This window comes from Pseudomonas sp. NBRC 111143 (assembly GCF_001320965.1).
GTDB lineage: Bacteria > Pseudomonadota > Gammaproteobacteria > Pseudomonadales > Pseudomonadaceae > Aquipseudomonas > Aquipseudomonas machongensis.
On the sequence record NZ_BCBT01000023.1, the window covers coordinates 12,192 to 27,548 of the forward strand.

The following is a 15,357-nucleotide window of genomic DNA, read 5'->3' on the forward strand; positions in this document are numbered from 1 at the left end:
GGTGAGTGAGCCGCTTATACTAGCGGTCTTTGCCCATCGCGTTGAGACTCACAATGCATCATCTGCTGTTATGCCTGTTGCTGGCGCTCACCTCGTTCACCGCCCTGGCCGTGGAGCCGCCTCGGCCCAAGGTCGGCCTGGTGCTGTCGGGGGGTGCTGCCCGCGGCCTGGCGCATATCGGCGTGCTCAAGGCCCTGGAGGAACAAGGCGTGCACATCGACGCCATCGCCGGGACCAGCATGGGCGCGGTGGTTGGCGGCCTGTATGCCTCCGGCTACAGCATCGAGGAGCTCGAACACCTGGCCCGTACCCTCGACTGGCAGCAGGCACTTTCCGACGCTCCGCCGCGCAAGGATGTGCCGTTTCGCCGCAAGCAGGACGACCGCGATTTCCTGGTCAAGCAGAAGCTGAGCTTTCGCGATGACGGCAGCCTTGGCTTGCCGCTGGGGGTGATACAGGGCCAGAACCTGTCATTGCTGCTGGAAAGCAAGCTGGCCCACACCGCTGACATCCGTGACTTCGACAAACTGCCGATCCCGTTCCGCGCCGTTGCCACCGACATCGCCAGCGGTGAGAAGGTGGTGTTCCGCCGTGGTCACCTGCCTCAGGTGGTGCGCGCCAGCATGTCGATTCCGGCAGTGTTCGCCCCGGTCGAGCTCGACGGGCGCCTGCTGGTGGACGGTGGCATGGTCGACAACATCCCGGTGGATGTGGTGCGCGAAATGGGCGTGGACATGGCTATCGTCGTCGATATCGGCACCCCGCTGCGCAGTCGCAAGCAACTGGCCACGGTCGTGGACGTGCTCAACCAGTCGATCACCCTGATGACCCGGCGCAACTCCGAGGAACAACTGGCCAGCCTGCACCGCGACGACATCCTGGTACAGCCAGCACTGGCAGCCTTTGGCGTGACCGACTTCGGCCGTGCCCAGGACATGATCGACGCCGGCTACCGCGCCACCCGCGCCCTCGACGCACGCCTGGCGGTGCTGCGCCAGGCTGGCGGCGACAGCCAGTTGGCCGTGGCCCGCTCTGCGCAACAGCGCACGCCCATCATCACGGCGATCAAGGTGGAGAACGATTCAAAGGTCAGCGATGACGTGATCCGCTACTACATCCGCCAGCCCCTGGGCGAGCCGCTGGAGCTGGAGCGCCTGCAAACCGATATGGGCACCCTCTACGGCCTGGACTACTTCGACCGGGTGCAGTACCGCGTGGTGCACAAGGGCGAGGAGAACACGCTGGTGATCAACGCCCGGGGTAAACGCGGCGGTACCGACTACCTGCGCCTGGGCCTGAACCTGTCCGATGACATGCGCGGCGACAGTGCCTTCAATCTGGGTGCCAGCTATCGGATGAACGGCATCAATCGCCTGGGCGCCGAATGGTTGACCCGGGCACAGATCGGCGATCAGCAGGAGCTCTACAGCGAGTTCTACCAGCCGCTGGACGTCGGCTCGCGCTACTTCGTCGCCCCGTACCTGTCGCTCGGCTCGCAGAACATCGAAGCGACCCTGGACAACGACCCGGTGGCCGAGTACCGCCTGGAACGCTACGGCTTTGGTCTGAACCTGGGTCGACAGATCGGCACCTACGGGGAAGTACGCCTGGGCGTAGGCAAGGCCTGGGGTGAGGCGGAAGTGCGCATCGGCGACCAGGACCTGCCAAAGGTCAGCTTCAATGAAGGCTTCTACGAACTGAAATACTCCTTCGACACCCTCGACAACGTGTACTTCCCCCACAGCGGCGAAGACATCGGCCTGACCTTGCGCAAGTACGACCGCTCGCTGGACTCGGACAGCGACTACCGACAGTGGCAGTTCAACATCGACAAGGCGTTGAGCTACGGGCCGAACACCTGGGTATTCGGCGGCCGCTACGGCCGCACCCTGGACGATACCGAGGTGGTGACCTCCAGCTTCGTGCTTGGCGGCGCTCGGCAACTATCGGGCTTTCGCCAGGACTCGGTGTCGGGGCAGAACATCAGCCTGATGCGCGTGGTCTACTACCGTCGCCTGACACCACGCGCCTACCTGCCGCTGGACTTCCCGCTGTACCTGGGTGGCTCGCTGGAGCGTGGCCGCGCCTGGAACAACGACAACGAGTTCGACAGTGGCTATATCAACGCCGCAAGCATCTTCCTCGGGCTGGACACGCCACTTGGGCCGCTGAACATCAGTTATGGCGCCAACACCGAGCACCAGAAGGCGGTGTACCTGAATCTGGGACACACCTTCTAGAGCGTACGAAGGCGCGACATAAAAAAACGGATAGGGCGTGAGCCACTATCCGTTTACTTGTACCGCTAAGCGTGGTGCGGGGGTCAGGACTTCTCGAGATTGCCAAGAATCTTCGCGTGCACACGCATGCACACCTCCAGATCCGCCTCATCAACGCCCGTGAAGAGTTCGGCGCGAAGGGCATTGGCAATGGTTTCGATCTGATCGATGAGCGGTTTTGCAGGCGGGCACAACAGGATCTTCTTCGCCCGCCGATCTTCCATGACCGCTTGGCGCCGTACCAGCCCCTGACTTTCCAGGCTGTCGAGCAGACGCGCCAGGGTCGGGCCTTCGACGCCGACACTCTGCGCCAGTTCGCGCTGGGTCGGCGATTCATCGAAACGGGCCAGGTGCAGCAGCACCAGCCAGCGGGCCTGGGACAGGTTCAGCCCAGCCAGGCGGCGGTCCAGTTCGGCGCGCCAGCCCCGGGACATCTGGGCCAGCTGCATGCCGAAGCGGTGTTGGTTGTCGGTCAGGGGCATAAGCAACTCGATCGATAGAACTAATTATTAGTCAGCTAATCATGCCCAGGGGTATCAGGCAAGGCTCGACGAGTGGGAAAGGTCCGATAATCGACAAGAAGAATGACAAAGGTCAGCAATGGCCGGGATACCCGGCGTTGTCAGCGGCACCCTACGCTTGCGGCAACAGGCACTGCTGCCTCAAAGCTCGAACTCCGCCGCCAGCGCCGCCCGCACGCAATACAGCACCCCTTCCGGCACGCGTTGGCCAAACTGCGGAGCGATGGCCGAAACCGGCGGCAGTTCACCCTCCCCGTCGAGGAATGCGTCCTGCACCTCCATCATCAATTCTTCTGGCAAGTCCAGCGCCTGCTCCAGGCTCAGCTCCTGGCGCCCGATGGCCTCGGCCAACAGGCTGTAGACGTTCTTCTCGCTGCAGTTCAGCTGCCCGGCGATCTGCGCCGGGGTCATGCCGGCGCGGGCCAGGCTGACCAGTTCGTGCCGCAGGTCGAGCACCACCTTCGGCGCCTCCTCGGTGCCGCCGGCGCCGTTGAGCACTTCCAGGAACGCCTGGCCATAGCGCTCCAGCTTGCGCGCCCCCACGCCGCTGACCTGGGCCATGTCGCTGAGACTAGTGGGCTGGCTGCGCAGCATCTCGAGCAACGTCGAATCGGGGAAGATGACATAGGGCGGCACGCTGTGCTCCTCCGCCAGCTTGCGGCGCAGTGTGCGCAGCGCTTCCCACAGCTCGCGCTCTTCGGCACGCACCAACTGGCTGGCTGGGCTGCCGCCGCCACTGCCCGAGGACTTGGCCACGGTCTGCGGCTTGAGATCGCGACGCAATTGCAGGTTCACTTCGCCTCGCAGCAGTGGCCGGCAGGTGTCGGACAGACGCAGGCCGCCATAACCCTCAAGGTCGATGTCCACCAGGCCGCGGGCAACCAGCTGACGGAACAGCGACCGCCATTCGTGCTCGCCCAACGCCTTGCCGACGCCGAACACCGACAGTTTCTCGTGACCGAAATTGCGTACCTTCTCGGTATCCTTGCCCAGCAGGACATCGACCAGATGGCCGACCCCATAGCGCTGGCCAGTGCGAAACACGGCCGACAGTGCCTGACGCGCGGGCTCGGTGGCATCCCAGGTCTGCACATTGTCGACGCAGTTGTCGCAATGGCCGCAGGGCTGCTCGAGCACCTCATCGAAGTAGGCCAGCAGCGACTGGCGCCGGCAGCGCGTCTCTTCGCACAGCGCCAGCATCGCGTCGAGCTTGTGCTGTTCGATACGCTTGTGACGTTCGTCGCCTTCGGAGTTCTGCAGCATCTGCTTGAGCATCACCATGTCCTGCAGGCCATAGGCCATCCAGGCATCGGACGGCAGGCCATCACGCCCGGCCCGACCGGTTTCCTGGTAGTAGGCCTCAAGCGACTTGGGCAGGTCCAGGTGAGCGACGAAACGCACGTTGGGCTTGTCGATACCCATGCCGAACGCGATGGTGGCCACCATGATCAGCCCTTCCTCGTTGAGGAAGCGGTGCTGGTTGGCCGAGCGGGTCTCTGCAGCCAGGCCGGCGTGATAGGGCAGCGCCGGGAATCCCTGCTCGCAGAGGAAGGCGGCGGTTTCATCGACCTTCTTGCGCGACAGGCAGTAGACGATGCCGGCGTTGCCGCGCCGCTCGCCGAGAAACGCCATCAGTTGCTTGCGCGGCGACTCCTTGGGCACGATGCGATAGAAGATGTTGGGCCGGTCGAAGCTCGACAGGAAACGCTCCGCGCCCTGCAGGTGCAGGCGCTGGACGATTTCCTCACGGGTGCGCATGTCGGCGGTGGCGGTCAGGGCAATACGCGGCACGTGCGGGAACAGTTCGGCAAGCTGGCCCAGTTGCAGGTACTCGGGGCGGAAATCATGCCCCCATTGCGACACGCAATGCGCTTCGTCGATGGCGAACAGCGAGATGTCCAGGTCGCGCAGGAACTCCAGCATGCGTGGCTGCACCAGGCGTTCAGGCGCCAGGTACAGCATCTTCACCTCACCGCGGCGCAGGCGCCCAGCCAGGTCGCGCTGCTGCTCGGGGCTGAGCGTCGAGTTCAGCGCGGCCGCGGCCACCCCCAGCTCGTCGAGGGTGGCGACCTGGTCGTCCATCAACGCGATCAGCGGCGACACCACCACGGTCAGGCCCGGCCGCAGCAGGCCTGGCACCTGGAAACACAGCGACTTGCCACCACCGGTGGGCATCAGGACCAGTGCATCGCCCCCGTTGGCCACGCATTCGATGATCGCCGCCTGGCGACCTCGGAAGCTGTCGTAGCCGAAGATATCCTTGAGGACGCGCTGAGCCTGTTCGAGCATTTGCCACTCCAAATCGCCGTACCATCCTGGACACAGGCTGGACGATAAATCCGCCGCGCGCACACCGAATGCGTAAGCGGTTTTTGCCGGGCTGCGCAGAAACGCCAGCTGGCTTGAAAAACCGCGGAGTATACCCGACTGCCCTGCTCTGCGGCAGGCTACGGTGACAGACGTTCCCTTTGCCCCGCCGAGGCTGCAAGGTGCTAGAATTCACTATCGTTTATTCCCCAAGGTAGCCCTGTAATGTCCTTCGCCGAGCAACTGACCCGCCTGCAAGCCTTCCTCGACGCCGACGAACTGCACGAGGAAGCACTGGACTACGTCGCCGCACACGGCTACCTGACCGCGTTGTCGATCTGTGCCGAGGACGTCCCCGAGCGCGAATGGATCGACGCGCTTTTCGCCGAAGAACCTCACTACGCCAGCGAAGCCCAGCGCACCGAGATCGAAGCGACGCTGGTTGCCCTCAAGGGCCACATCGCTCGCCAGCTGGCCAGCGACGAAGAGTTCGACCTGCCCTGCGAGCTGGACCTGACCGACGAGCCGGACGATTCCGACCTGCGCGGCTGGTGCATCGGCTTCATGGAAGGTGTATTCCTGCGTGAAGAGGCCTGGTTCGAGAACGCCGAAGAGGAAGTCAGCGAAATGCTGCTGCCGATCATGGTTGGCTCGGGCCTGTTCGACGAGCAACCTGAGTTCGCCGACATCGCCAGCAACGCCAACCTGCAGGACGACATGGTCGTGCAGATTCCCGAGGCACTCAGCGCGCTGTTCCTGCTGCTGCACGCGCCGGATGAAAAACCAGCCCTGCTCAAGCCGCGCCACCACTGATTCACAGTGGTGCGCTACCTGCTGCTGGCCGTCGGCTGGCTCAGTGTCGCGCTGGGGGTGCTGGGGATCTTCCTGCCGGTGTTGCCCACCACCCCTTTCCTGCTGCTGGCGGCAGCCTGTTTCGCCCGCAGCTCACCACGATTCCACGACTGGTTGGTGAACCACCCCAGGCTCGGACCGTGGATTCGCGACTACCTCAACGGCGACGGTATCCCTCTCAAGGGCAAGGTCTACGCCATCGGCCTGATGTGGGCGAGCATCGGGCTTTCGTGCTATCTGGTGCCGCTGTTCTGGGCCAGGGCCTTCATGCTCACCAGTGCCGTACTGGTCACCCTCTACATCCTCAAGCAGAAGACCCTGCGCCTGCCCTGAACACGCGCCTACAGAAGGCAAGCCCGGTCGTCATACGGTATCCACCTTCAACGAATGATCGTTGAGCATGCCGTTGATGACGGTCGCGGTATCGTTCCCCGCCGCGATCATGCCTCCCGCTCCCGCCGTCACCCCGTAATGCTGGGCCAGGTCGACACCGGCAAGATCGATGGTCTGGGTCGCCGCAGCGCCCGCCACGCTGCTGACCTCGAGGGTCGAGACCACATTGACCCCACTGCCACTGACCTTGAAGTGCAGGTAGTCATCCAGTGACGCCGCCGTGGCGTTCTCGCCCTGCAGCAATTGCGACAGGTCGAGCCGGTCGCTGCCCGGCGTGAAGTCGGTCACCCGGTCGTGCCCGGTGTCGCCTTTCTGCCAGACGAAGGTATCGTTGCCGCTGCCGCCGGTGAGTGTGTCGTTGCCTGGCCCGCCAATGAGGATGTCGTTACCGCCACCGCCGATGAGGATGTCGTCCCCCAGGCCACCGCTGAGCACATTGTCCCCATCGTTGCCGATCAGCGTGTCGTTGTAGTCCGAGCCGATGAGGTTCTCGATGCTGACCAAGGTGTCGAGCCCCGCACCGCCGGTGTTCTGCGCACCGACATGGCCGAGATCGACCGTCACCCCGGCAGTGGCCGACGCGTAGCTGGCGGTGTCATTGCCTGGCCCACCGTCCAGCAGGTCGTTGCCGGGGCCACCGATCAGCAGATCATCCCCCTCCCCGCCATACAGGGCGTCGTTCCCCGCCCCTCCCACCAGCACATCGTGACCGGCACCACCGTTCAAGGTGTCATCGCCATTGCCCGCCAGCAGTACATCGTCGCCCGCCGTGCCCTGCAAGGTGTGACCTGCCTGATAGGTGATGTCCACCGCCCCGGAAGCGCTGCCACCATGGTTGTCGCTGAGCGTGTAGCTGCCCTGGTAGACCTCGTTTTCGGCATGGCTGTAGTCGATCACCAGGCTCAGCTTGTAGTTCTCCGCCGCCTTGCTGTTGCCCAGGGCGTTCTCGCTGTTGATCACATGAATGCTGTACACACCGTCGTGGCTGGCCGTGAAGCTGCCACCGTCGGCGATGGGCTGGTAGTTGCCATTGGCATCCTTCCATTCCAGCATCAGGTTGCCTGCCGGGCGGTCATGGTCGAGGCTGAGGCTTTCACCCTTGCGCAGGGTTACGGTCAATGTGTCCTCATCGTTGGCATTGCCGGTGCTGATCGAACCCAGGTAGCCAGCAATCACCAAGGCCGCCGTCATGGAACCCGAGACCGCAGTGAAGTCACTGCGCGCCAGGTCCTTGAGCTGGTTTTCGGGCTTGTTGGCGGTGCCGTCGAACTTGAGCGTTTGCACCTGGCTGCCCACCGTGAAGCCCGCGCCCTTGTCGGCAAAGCCCGTGTTGAAGGTGATGGGCGCAGCGCTCAGGTGGTCGTGATCCGCATCGCTGTCGTTGGCCAGCAGCGCCTCGGCCGGTACGGTGACGCTGGCACCGGCGATGTTGGTGATGATGTGGTCGGCCCCCGCCACCGGGGCGCTGTTGCTGTTGATCTTCACCACCAGGCTGGCACTGCTGGTGTCGCCATCGTTGTCGCTGACAGTGAAGCCGAATTTCTCGACCTGGCTGCTGCCGGTGTCCTTTGGCGGCGTGTAGGTAAATTCGCCGGTGTCCATGTCCACCAGCAGCGTGCCACCGAGCGCTGTCTTGATCGACAGGGTATTGCCGGCGGTGTCGAAACTGGCCTTGTCCGGGCCACCGGCGACCGTATAGCCGCCCTGGCCGGCGTTGGCTTTCGGGTCGAAGGTGTAGGTGGTGCCATCGACCAGCAGCGCCTTGATGAAGCCGCCATCGGCACCGAAGTGGCCACCGCTCATAAGGCTGCCGGTAATCGGCGCACCTTGTACCGTGCCGGACAGCACCGCGCTGAGCTGGCTCAGATCGGTGACCACCACCGAGTCGGTGTCGACATGGCTGCTGCCATCGTAGGCCAGCGGGTCGAGGTTGGCCTGATTCACCCCGGTGCCGAGGCCGATGGCGTAGGACTTGATCCCGTTGTTGTCGAGGAAGCTTTCCCAGGCTGTTTCGCGCACGGCGGTCATCGAATGGCCGTTTGTGGGCACGCCGTCGGAGAAGAAGTAGCTGATGTTCTGCGCCCCCGCGATCTTGCCGCTGGTGACAAAGGCTTCCTGCGCCTTGGTCGCGGCGGAGTCGTAGTAGGTCGAGCCGTCTGCGCTCAGACCGGCGACGATGCTCTTGGCCTCGGCGATCGACACCCAGACCGGCGTCTTGACCCAGGCCCCGGTGGCGAAGGTGACGATCTGCACCTTGATATCGCCCATGTCGTCGTACTTGTCGAGCAAGGCGTTGATCGCCTGCTTGGCCAAGGCCAGACGGCTCAGCCCCTGCACACCAGAGTCAAAGTTCATGCTGCCGGAGACATCGATCACCAGCAGGATATTGGAGTCCACCTGGCCGGGCGTGATGCTGCGCTCGGCGCACACGGCCTTGGGCACATCATCGACGATGGAAATCGCGATGCTGCTGGTGACACTGTTGCCCAGTGAATCGGTGGCCTTGTAGGTGAAGTACTCGACAACCCGATTGGCGCCATCGTCCGCCCCACCCGGCGTTTTCGGTGCCGAGGTCAGGGTGTAGGTGTAGGAGCCGTCGGCGTTGATCTGGATTTGCCCGAACTGGCCGACAGCATTGCCCACCAGGCTATAGGTTAATGCACCCACACCCCCGCCGACCGATCCCACCAGGCTGCCGGAGGCGGTTTCCGCCGTTGAGTGCGGGTCGCTACCCGTGACCGTACCCGCCGCCAGGTCGTTACCGTCCTTGACCAGGTCGAGCGCCTTCTCGTACACGGTGACGTCACGATCCTCACAGGCCACCAGCTTGCTGTCCTGCACATTGATGGTGATGGTCGTGGTGCTCTCGTCACCATCGGCATCGCGAATGGTGTAGACGAACACGTCGCTAGCGCCGGCCTTGGACACACTGTCAGGGTTGGCGTGATAAGTCGCATTGCCCTGGGCATCGAGGGTCAGGTAGCCGTACTGGCCCATGACCTGGCTGCCAAGCTGGCCAATTGCCGAAGTCGAAGTATCGGAGCCTGCGCGCACGCCGACCACATACTGACCATCTGCCCGTACATCGGCACCGACAATGTCGTTGTCCAGCACATTGCCGCTGACCACACCACCTTCAGTCACGCTGGCCACATCGCAATGGGCCTTGGGTACGTCGTCGACGATGGTGATGACGATGGTGCTGGTGGTCGAGTTACCTACGGAGTCCGTCACTTGATAAGTGAAGGACTCGGTCAGGCTGTTCGCACCGTCATTGACGTTGCCCGGCGTTTTCGGCGCCGAGGTCAGGGTGTAGGTGTAGGAGCCATCGGCATTGAGCTGGATCTGCCCATATTGCCCCGTGGCGTTGCCCACCAGGCTGAAGGTCAGTGCGCCCACACCCCCACCCACCGAGCCCGCGAGGCTGCCGGATGCAGTTTCCGCTGTCGAGTGCGGGTCGCTGCCGGTGACATTGCCTGCCGCCAGGTCGTTGCCATCCTTGTTCAGGTCCAGTGCTTTTTCATACACCTTCACTTCGCTGTCTTCGCAGGCCACCAGCTTGCTGTCGTGCACGTTGATGGTGATGGTCGTGGTGCTCTCGTCGCCGTCGGCATCGCGGAGGGTGTAGACGAACACGTCGGTAGCGCCGGCCTGGGACACGCTGTTGGGGTTGGCGTGATAGGTCGCATTGCCCTGTGCATCGACGGTCAGGTAGCCGTACTGGCCCATGACCTGGCTGCCGACCTGGCCAATCGCCGAAGTCGAGGTGTCGGAGCCGGCACGCACGCCGACCACGTACTGGCCGTCCCCCCGCACATCGGCGCCGACAATGTCGTTGTCCAGTACGTTGCCGCTGACCACACCGCCTTCAGTCACGCTGGCCACATCGCAGTGCGCCTTGGGCACATCGTCGACGATGCTGATGACAATGGTGCCAGTAGTCGAATTACCCAGCGAATCCTTCACCTGGTAGGTGAAGGACTCCGTCAACGTGTTCGCGCCGTCGTTGACGTTGCCCGGCGATTTCGGCGCCGAGGTCAACGTGTAGGTGTAGGAACCATCGGCATTGAGCTGAATCTGCCCGTACTGCCCGGTGGCGTTGCCCACCAGGGTGAAGGTCATCGCCCCGATACCGCCACTCACCGACCCGGCCAGCGAGCCCGATGCCGTCTCGCCTGGGGAATGCGGATCGCTGCCGGTGACGCTGCCCGGCGCCAGATCATTGCCATCCTTCACCAGGTCCAGCGCCTTCTCGTACACCGTTACGCCGCCATCAGGCGTCGCGACCAACGAGCAGTCGTGGATATCAATGGTGATGGTGGTGGTGCTCTCGTCACCGTCGGCATCGCGGATGGTGTAGACGAACACATCCGTGGCACCGGGCGGCGTGACGCTGTCGGGGTTGGCGTGATAGGTCGCGTTGCCCTGGGCATCGAGGGTCAGGTAGCCATACTGACCGACCACCTGGACGCCCAGTTGGCCGATGGCCGACGTGGAAGTGTCCCCGCCTGCGCGAACCCCGACCACGTATTTGCCATCGGCCACCACATCGGCACCGAACACATCGTTGACCAGTACGTTGCCACTGACCGTGCCGCCCTCGAAGACATTGGCAAAATCGCTGTGTGCCTTGGGCACGTCGTCGACGATGGTGATGACGATGGTGCTGGTGGTCGAGTTGCCCAGCGAATCCTTCACCTCGTAGGTGAAGCTCTCGGTCAGACTGTTCGGCCCATCATTGACGTTATCCGGCGATTTCGGCGCCGAGGTCAGCGTGTAGGTGTAGGAACCATCGGCATTGAGCTGGATCTGGCCATACTGGCCCACCGCGTTGCCCACCAGCGTATAGGTCAGGGCGCCAATGCCACCGCTCACCGAACCCGCCAGGCTACCGGAGGCGGTTTCGCCGGTGGAGCTCGGCGCACTGCCGGTGACGGTACCCGGCGCCAGGTCATTACCATCCTTCACCAGATCCAGCGCCTTCTCGTACACCGTCACGCCATCGTTAGGCCCGGCGATCAGCGAGCAGTCCTTGACGTTGATGGTGATGGTGGTGGTGCTTTCGTCTCCGTCGGTGTCGCGAATGGTATAGACGAACACATCGGTGGCACCGGCCGGCGCCACGGCATTCGGGTTGGCATGGTAGGTGGCGTTGCCGGCGGCATCGATGGTCAGGGTGCCGTACAGGCCACCGATCGCGGTATTGAGATTGCCGATGACCGAGGTCGAGGTGTCGGCCCCCGCCCGCGCGCCCACCACCACATTGCTGGTGCCAGCCTGGTCGGCGCCCAACTGATCGTTGAGCAGCACATTGCCGCTGACCGTGCCACCTTCCACCACGCTGGCCGAATCGGGCTGCGCCTGGGGCACGTCGTCGACGATGTTCACATCCAGGGTGGCCGTGGCGCTGCTGCCATCGGTGTCCTGGGCGATCACGCTGAAATGCTCGCTCAGGCTGTTGGTGCCCTCGCCCACGGGATGCCCTTCGTTACCGAGCAAGGTGTAGCTGTAGCTGACCACGCCGGTGGTCGGGTTGTAGCCGGTGATGGTCAGGGTGTTGCCCAGCGCGGTCGTGATCGACTGCGGGAAGCCCGCCACCAGGCCGCCGCTGACCACGCTGATACCGCCGACCGTCAGGGTCTGCAGGCCGTCCGGTGCACTGACGGTAAAGCTGCCGCTCTGGGTCAGGGCGGTGCTGTCCGGCGCACTGCCGTTGCTCAAGTGCTTCTCGTAGACCGTCAGTTCACCGCCCTCCACATCCAGGCCGCCGAGCGTTACCGGATCGTCGAGGTTGGTGATGTTCAGGGTCAGGGTCGCACTGCTGGTGTCACCGTCCGCATCCTTCAGGGTGTAGGTGAAGGTCTCGACGCCATGTCCGCCACCGTTGAGGTTCTTGAAGTCCGCATCCTCGGGGTTGAGCGTGTAGGTGTAGGAGCCGTCCGCAGCGAGCACCAGGGTGCCGTAGGTTCCGACGTAGGTACCGGCTACCACGGGGCCGCCGACCACCCGATCGGCGCCCTGGACGTCGTTGTCCAGCACGTTGCCGGTAAGTTGGGTGTGCTGCTCGGTGGCAGTGACCGCATTGGTGTCGTTGACCGCCGTGGGCACATCGTCGCGAATGATCACGTCCAGCGAACCACTGGCCACATCGCCATCCGTGTCGCTGACCAGCACCGGGAAATGCTCGCCGAGTTCATTGCTGCCCGCTCCGTCCGGATGCTGCTCGGCGCCGGTGAGGGTGTAGCTGTAGCTGACCACGCCCGTGGACGGGTTGTAACCGGTGATGGTGAGGATGTTGCCAAGGCCCGTGGTGATCGACTGGCCCACGCCGGTCACCACCCCGGCAGTCACCACGTTTATACCACCGACGCTGAGGTTGAACACACCATCCGGCGCGACCACGGTGAAGCTGCCGGACTGGGTCAGGGCCGCCGGGTTGCTGGCCGACCCCAACGGCAGGTTCGCTTCGTTGAGAGTCAGTTCGGCGGGGCTCAGGTCGAGCCCGCGCAGGGTCACAGGATTGTCCGGCGGTATGACAGGCGGATTTACAGGCGGATTTACAGGCGGATTTACAGGCGGATTGATCGGAGGAATGGCCGGAGGCCCGAACGGCCCTGCGTTGTTGTCGACATCCAGGGTACCGATGTAGCGGTTGGCCAGTTCCGGAATACCGTTGAAGCCTGCGGTGGGGAAGCCGATGGTCGGATCGACCCGCCCGGCCACTTCGGTCAGCAACACGAAGCTGTGCCCGCCGCCCAAGGCCCCGGGCGCGCCATTGGCGCCAGGCCCGGCGGCGGGTGCCTCGCCCTCCTGCGTCGGGTCGGCACCTGCGGCAATGGCTTGTTGCAGGCGCTCGACATCGCTGAGCTGCGCCTGGCTGGGCAGCGTATCAGGGGCATGTACGTGGGGAGCTCGGTTGGCCAACAGGTCCGGGGTCATCTCCAGGCTGCTACCTCGTCCCAACGTCAGCTCGGCGCCGTTGTGCAAACGTACGGCCACAGCACCCGCGGCTCCGGTTTCCAGCTGCTCGCCCGCGAACAGCCGATCGCCTTCCACCAGCAGGCGCTTGGCACCGTCGCTGCCCACCGCGAATACCTGACCTATGACCTTGCTGACCACGCCAATTGATTTAGCCATGAACGCACGCCTCCCCTGCCGATTGGCTTTCTGCAGTGGCGGACAGGCCAGGTAATGCGGGAAGCGATCCTTTGCGGGTCTCGCGTCTGTCACAAGGGTGAGAAATCGCCTTCACCAAGACAGCTCAACACGTGCGGTAGTGGTAATTGGCCATTATTTTAATGCCAATTTTTTGTCGCCAAATTCCGCCGTTGTTGTCCTCTCCAGGGTCCTTAGCTGCAAAAAATCTGGAACTTTCTCAGAAGCCCGGAAATCAGGTACTGCAGCCGATTTACCCGAGCGCTTGAATAGAACAATGTCTCGGTTTGCTTAGACCGCATAAGTTTTTTTTCGCATAGACCTTATGAAAAAATCTTCTTAGCTCGCCCGTTAAATGTTCTTAGCTCTGTTGTTACAAACCTGAAACGGTTTCAACTCAATTTTTCGTCATTTTTTTGGCGAATAGCAGGATCTTTTTAAAGACCAGGGAGAAGTACCCCATGCGCGTGTTAACCCCCATCACCAGTGCGATTCTGTTGGCCATGGCCTGTGCCAACGCTCAGGCGATGTCGATCACCGAGGCTGTCCAGAGCGCCGTGGACTACCACCCTCAGATCAGCTCCAATCGCAACAGCAAGCTGTCGGCCGATGAGGATGTGAAGTTCGCGCGCGGAGGCTACTTCCCCACCGTCGACCTGGTGGCCGGCTATGGCCGTCAGCGCTCGGACAACCTCAATACGCGGGGCATCAACCCCGACGGCACGCGCAATCACAACAAGGAAACCCTCAACTACACACAGTCCGAACTGCGCCTGCGGCAAATGATCTTCGACGGCTTCAACACCGCCAACGAAGTCGGGCGTACCGAATCGGTGGCCACCTCGCGCGCGTATTACACCCAGGCCATCGCCCAGGATGTCGCCCTGCGTGCCATCGAGGTGTACCTGGAAGTACTCAAGCGCCGTGAGCTGGTAACCCTGGCCAAGAACAACCTGCAGGCGCACCTGCGCGTCAACGACCAGATCGGCCTGCGCAGCGAACGCGGTGTCGGCAGCACCGCCGACCTCGACCAGTCCCGCGCCCGTCGCGCCCTGGCGGAAAACAACCTGGACACCGCCGAGGTCGACCTGGCCGACGCCGAGGCCAACTTCTACAGCGTCATCGGTCGCCAGCCCGACGAACTGGAAACGCCGACCTCGATCAAGATCCAGATGCCCAGCACCCTCGACGAAGCCCGCCAGGGCATGCGCGAGAACAACCCGTACCTCAAGTCCGCCCAGGCCGATGTCAACGCGGCGGAGAAACAGTACGAAGTGGCCAAGTCGCCGTTCTACCCGCGCCTGGACGCAGTGCTGGCCACCGGCGCCAACAACAACCTGGGCGGCGAGCGCGGCCACAGCAACAACGACTGGCAGGCCGGCGTCGAGCTCAGCTACAACCTGTTCCGTGGCGGCAGCGACAAGGCGCGCTTGCAGTCCGATGCGCACAAGATCAACCAGGCCATGGACATCCGCAACAATGCCCTGCGCGAGCTCACCGAGAACCTGAGCCTGGCCTGGAACGCCATGAACAACGCGCGCAAGCAGACCCCTAGCGCCCGCGAATACGCCGAGACCACTCAACGCGTACGCGGTGCCTACCAGGACCAGTTCGGCCTGGGCCAGCGCACCCTGCTTGACGTGCTCGACAGCGAGAACGAGCTGTACAACGCCAACCGCCGCTACACCGAGGTGCGCTACACCGAAGAGTTTTCCATGTACCGGGTGCTGGCGACCATGGGCGAGTTGCTGAGCAAGCAGCGCATCTCGCTGCCACCGGAAGCCATCGCCAAGACCGACGTACGCAATGAGGCGCAGTTGCCCGACATGCGTTAGGTCCTGCAACGCGGC

At 63.3% G+C, this 15,357-nt stretch carries 7 protein-coding genes; 4 read left to right on the top strand and 3 right to left on the bottom strand.

Going from position 1 to position 15,357, the window contains the following annotated elements; genetic code table 11:
- Nucleotides 1-53: 53 nt before the first annotated feature.
- The gene (locus tag APH44_RS14325) at nucleotides 54-2,240 is read left to right on the top strand and encodes a patatin-like phospholipase family protein (protein WP_054893264.1); all 2,187 of its coding nucleotides are present in this window, start codon (nucleotides 54-56) and stop codon (nucleotides 2,238-2,240) included.
- A gap of 83 nt (nucleotides 2,241-2,323) precedes the next feature.
- Here the strand turns inward: APH44_RS14325 and APH44_RS14330 are convergent, their stop codons facing one another.
- Nucleotides 2,324-2,761 (bottom strand): MarR family transcriptional regulator, encoded by a 438-nt coding sequence (locus APH44_RS14330; RefSeq protein ID WP_054893265.1) that lies wholly within the window; start codon nucleotides 2,759-2,761, stop codon nucleotides 2,324-2,326.
- 180 nt (nucleotides 2,762-2,941) lie between these two features.
- Entirely contained in the window at nucleotides 2,942-5,089 is a 2,148-nt protein-coding gene (gene recQ, locus APH44_RS14335; RefSeq protein ID WP_054893266.1) for a DNA helicase RecQ, read from the bottom strand.
- A gap of 243 nt (nucleotides 5,090-5,332) precedes the next feature.
- Between recQ and APH44_RS14340 the strand changes: the two genes are divergently transcribed.
- The gene (locus APH44_RS14340; protein WP_054893267.1) at nucleotides 5,333-5,920 is read left to right on the top strand and encodes a YecA family protein; all 588 of its coding nucleotides are present in this window, start codon (nucleotides 5,333-5,335) and stop codon (nucleotides 5,918-5,920) included.
- Nucleotides 5,921-5,929: 9 nt separating this feature from the next.
- Nucleotides 5,930-6,292, top strand: coding sequence for a YbaN family protein (locus APH44_RS14345; RefSeq protein ID WP_054893322.1), 363 nt, complete (start codon nucleotides 5,930-5,932; stop codon nucleotides 6,290-6,292).
- Between the two features lie 30 nt (nucleotides 6,293-6,322).
- Here the strand turns inward: APH44_RS14345 and APH44_RS14350 are convergent, their stop codons facing one another.
- Nucleotides 6,323-13,489 (bottom strand): retention module-containing protein, encoded by a 7,167-nt coding sequence (locus APH44_RS14350; protein WP_054893268.1) that lies wholly within the window; start codon nucleotides 13,487-13,489, stop codon nucleotides 6,323-6,325.
- A gap of 479 nt (nucleotides 13,490-13,968) precedes the next feature.
- On the opposite strand from APH44_RS14350, the gene APH44_RS14355 reads away from it, so the two are divergent.
- A complete protein-coding gene (locus tag APH44_RS14355) occupies nucleotides 13,969-15,342 on the top strand; it encodes a TolC family outer membrane protein (protein ID WP_054893269.1) in 1,374 nt (457 codons plus the stop codon).
- Nucleotides 15,343-15,357: the final 15 nt, after the last annotated feature.

Bases quoted from the DNA above. Each gene is read 5' to 3' on its own strand.
- APH44_RS14325 (WP_054893264.1), top strand. From the start codon at position 54: ATGCATCATCTGCTGTTATGCCTGTTGCTGGCGCTCACCTCGTTCACC.
- APH44_RS14330 (WP_054893265.1), bottom strand. From the start codon at position 2,761: ATGCCCCTGACCGACAACCAACACCGCTTCGGCATGCAGCTGGCCCAG.
- recQ (WP_054893266.1), bottom strand. From the start codon at position 5,089: ATGCTCGAACAGGCTCAGCGCGTCCTCAAGGATATCTTCGGCTACGAC.
- APH44_RS14340 (WP_054893267.1), top strand. From the start codon at position 5,333: ATGTCCTTCGCCGAGCAACTGACCCGCCTGCAAGCCTTCCTCGACGCC.
- APH44_RS14350 (WP_054893268.1), bottom strand. From the start codon at position 13,489: ATGGCTAAATCAATTGGCGTGGTCAGCAAGGTCATAGGTCAGGTATTC.
- APH44_RS14355 (WP_054893269.1), top strand. From the start codon at position 13,969: ATGCGCGTGTTAACCCCCATCACCAGTGCGATTCTGTTGGCCATGGCC.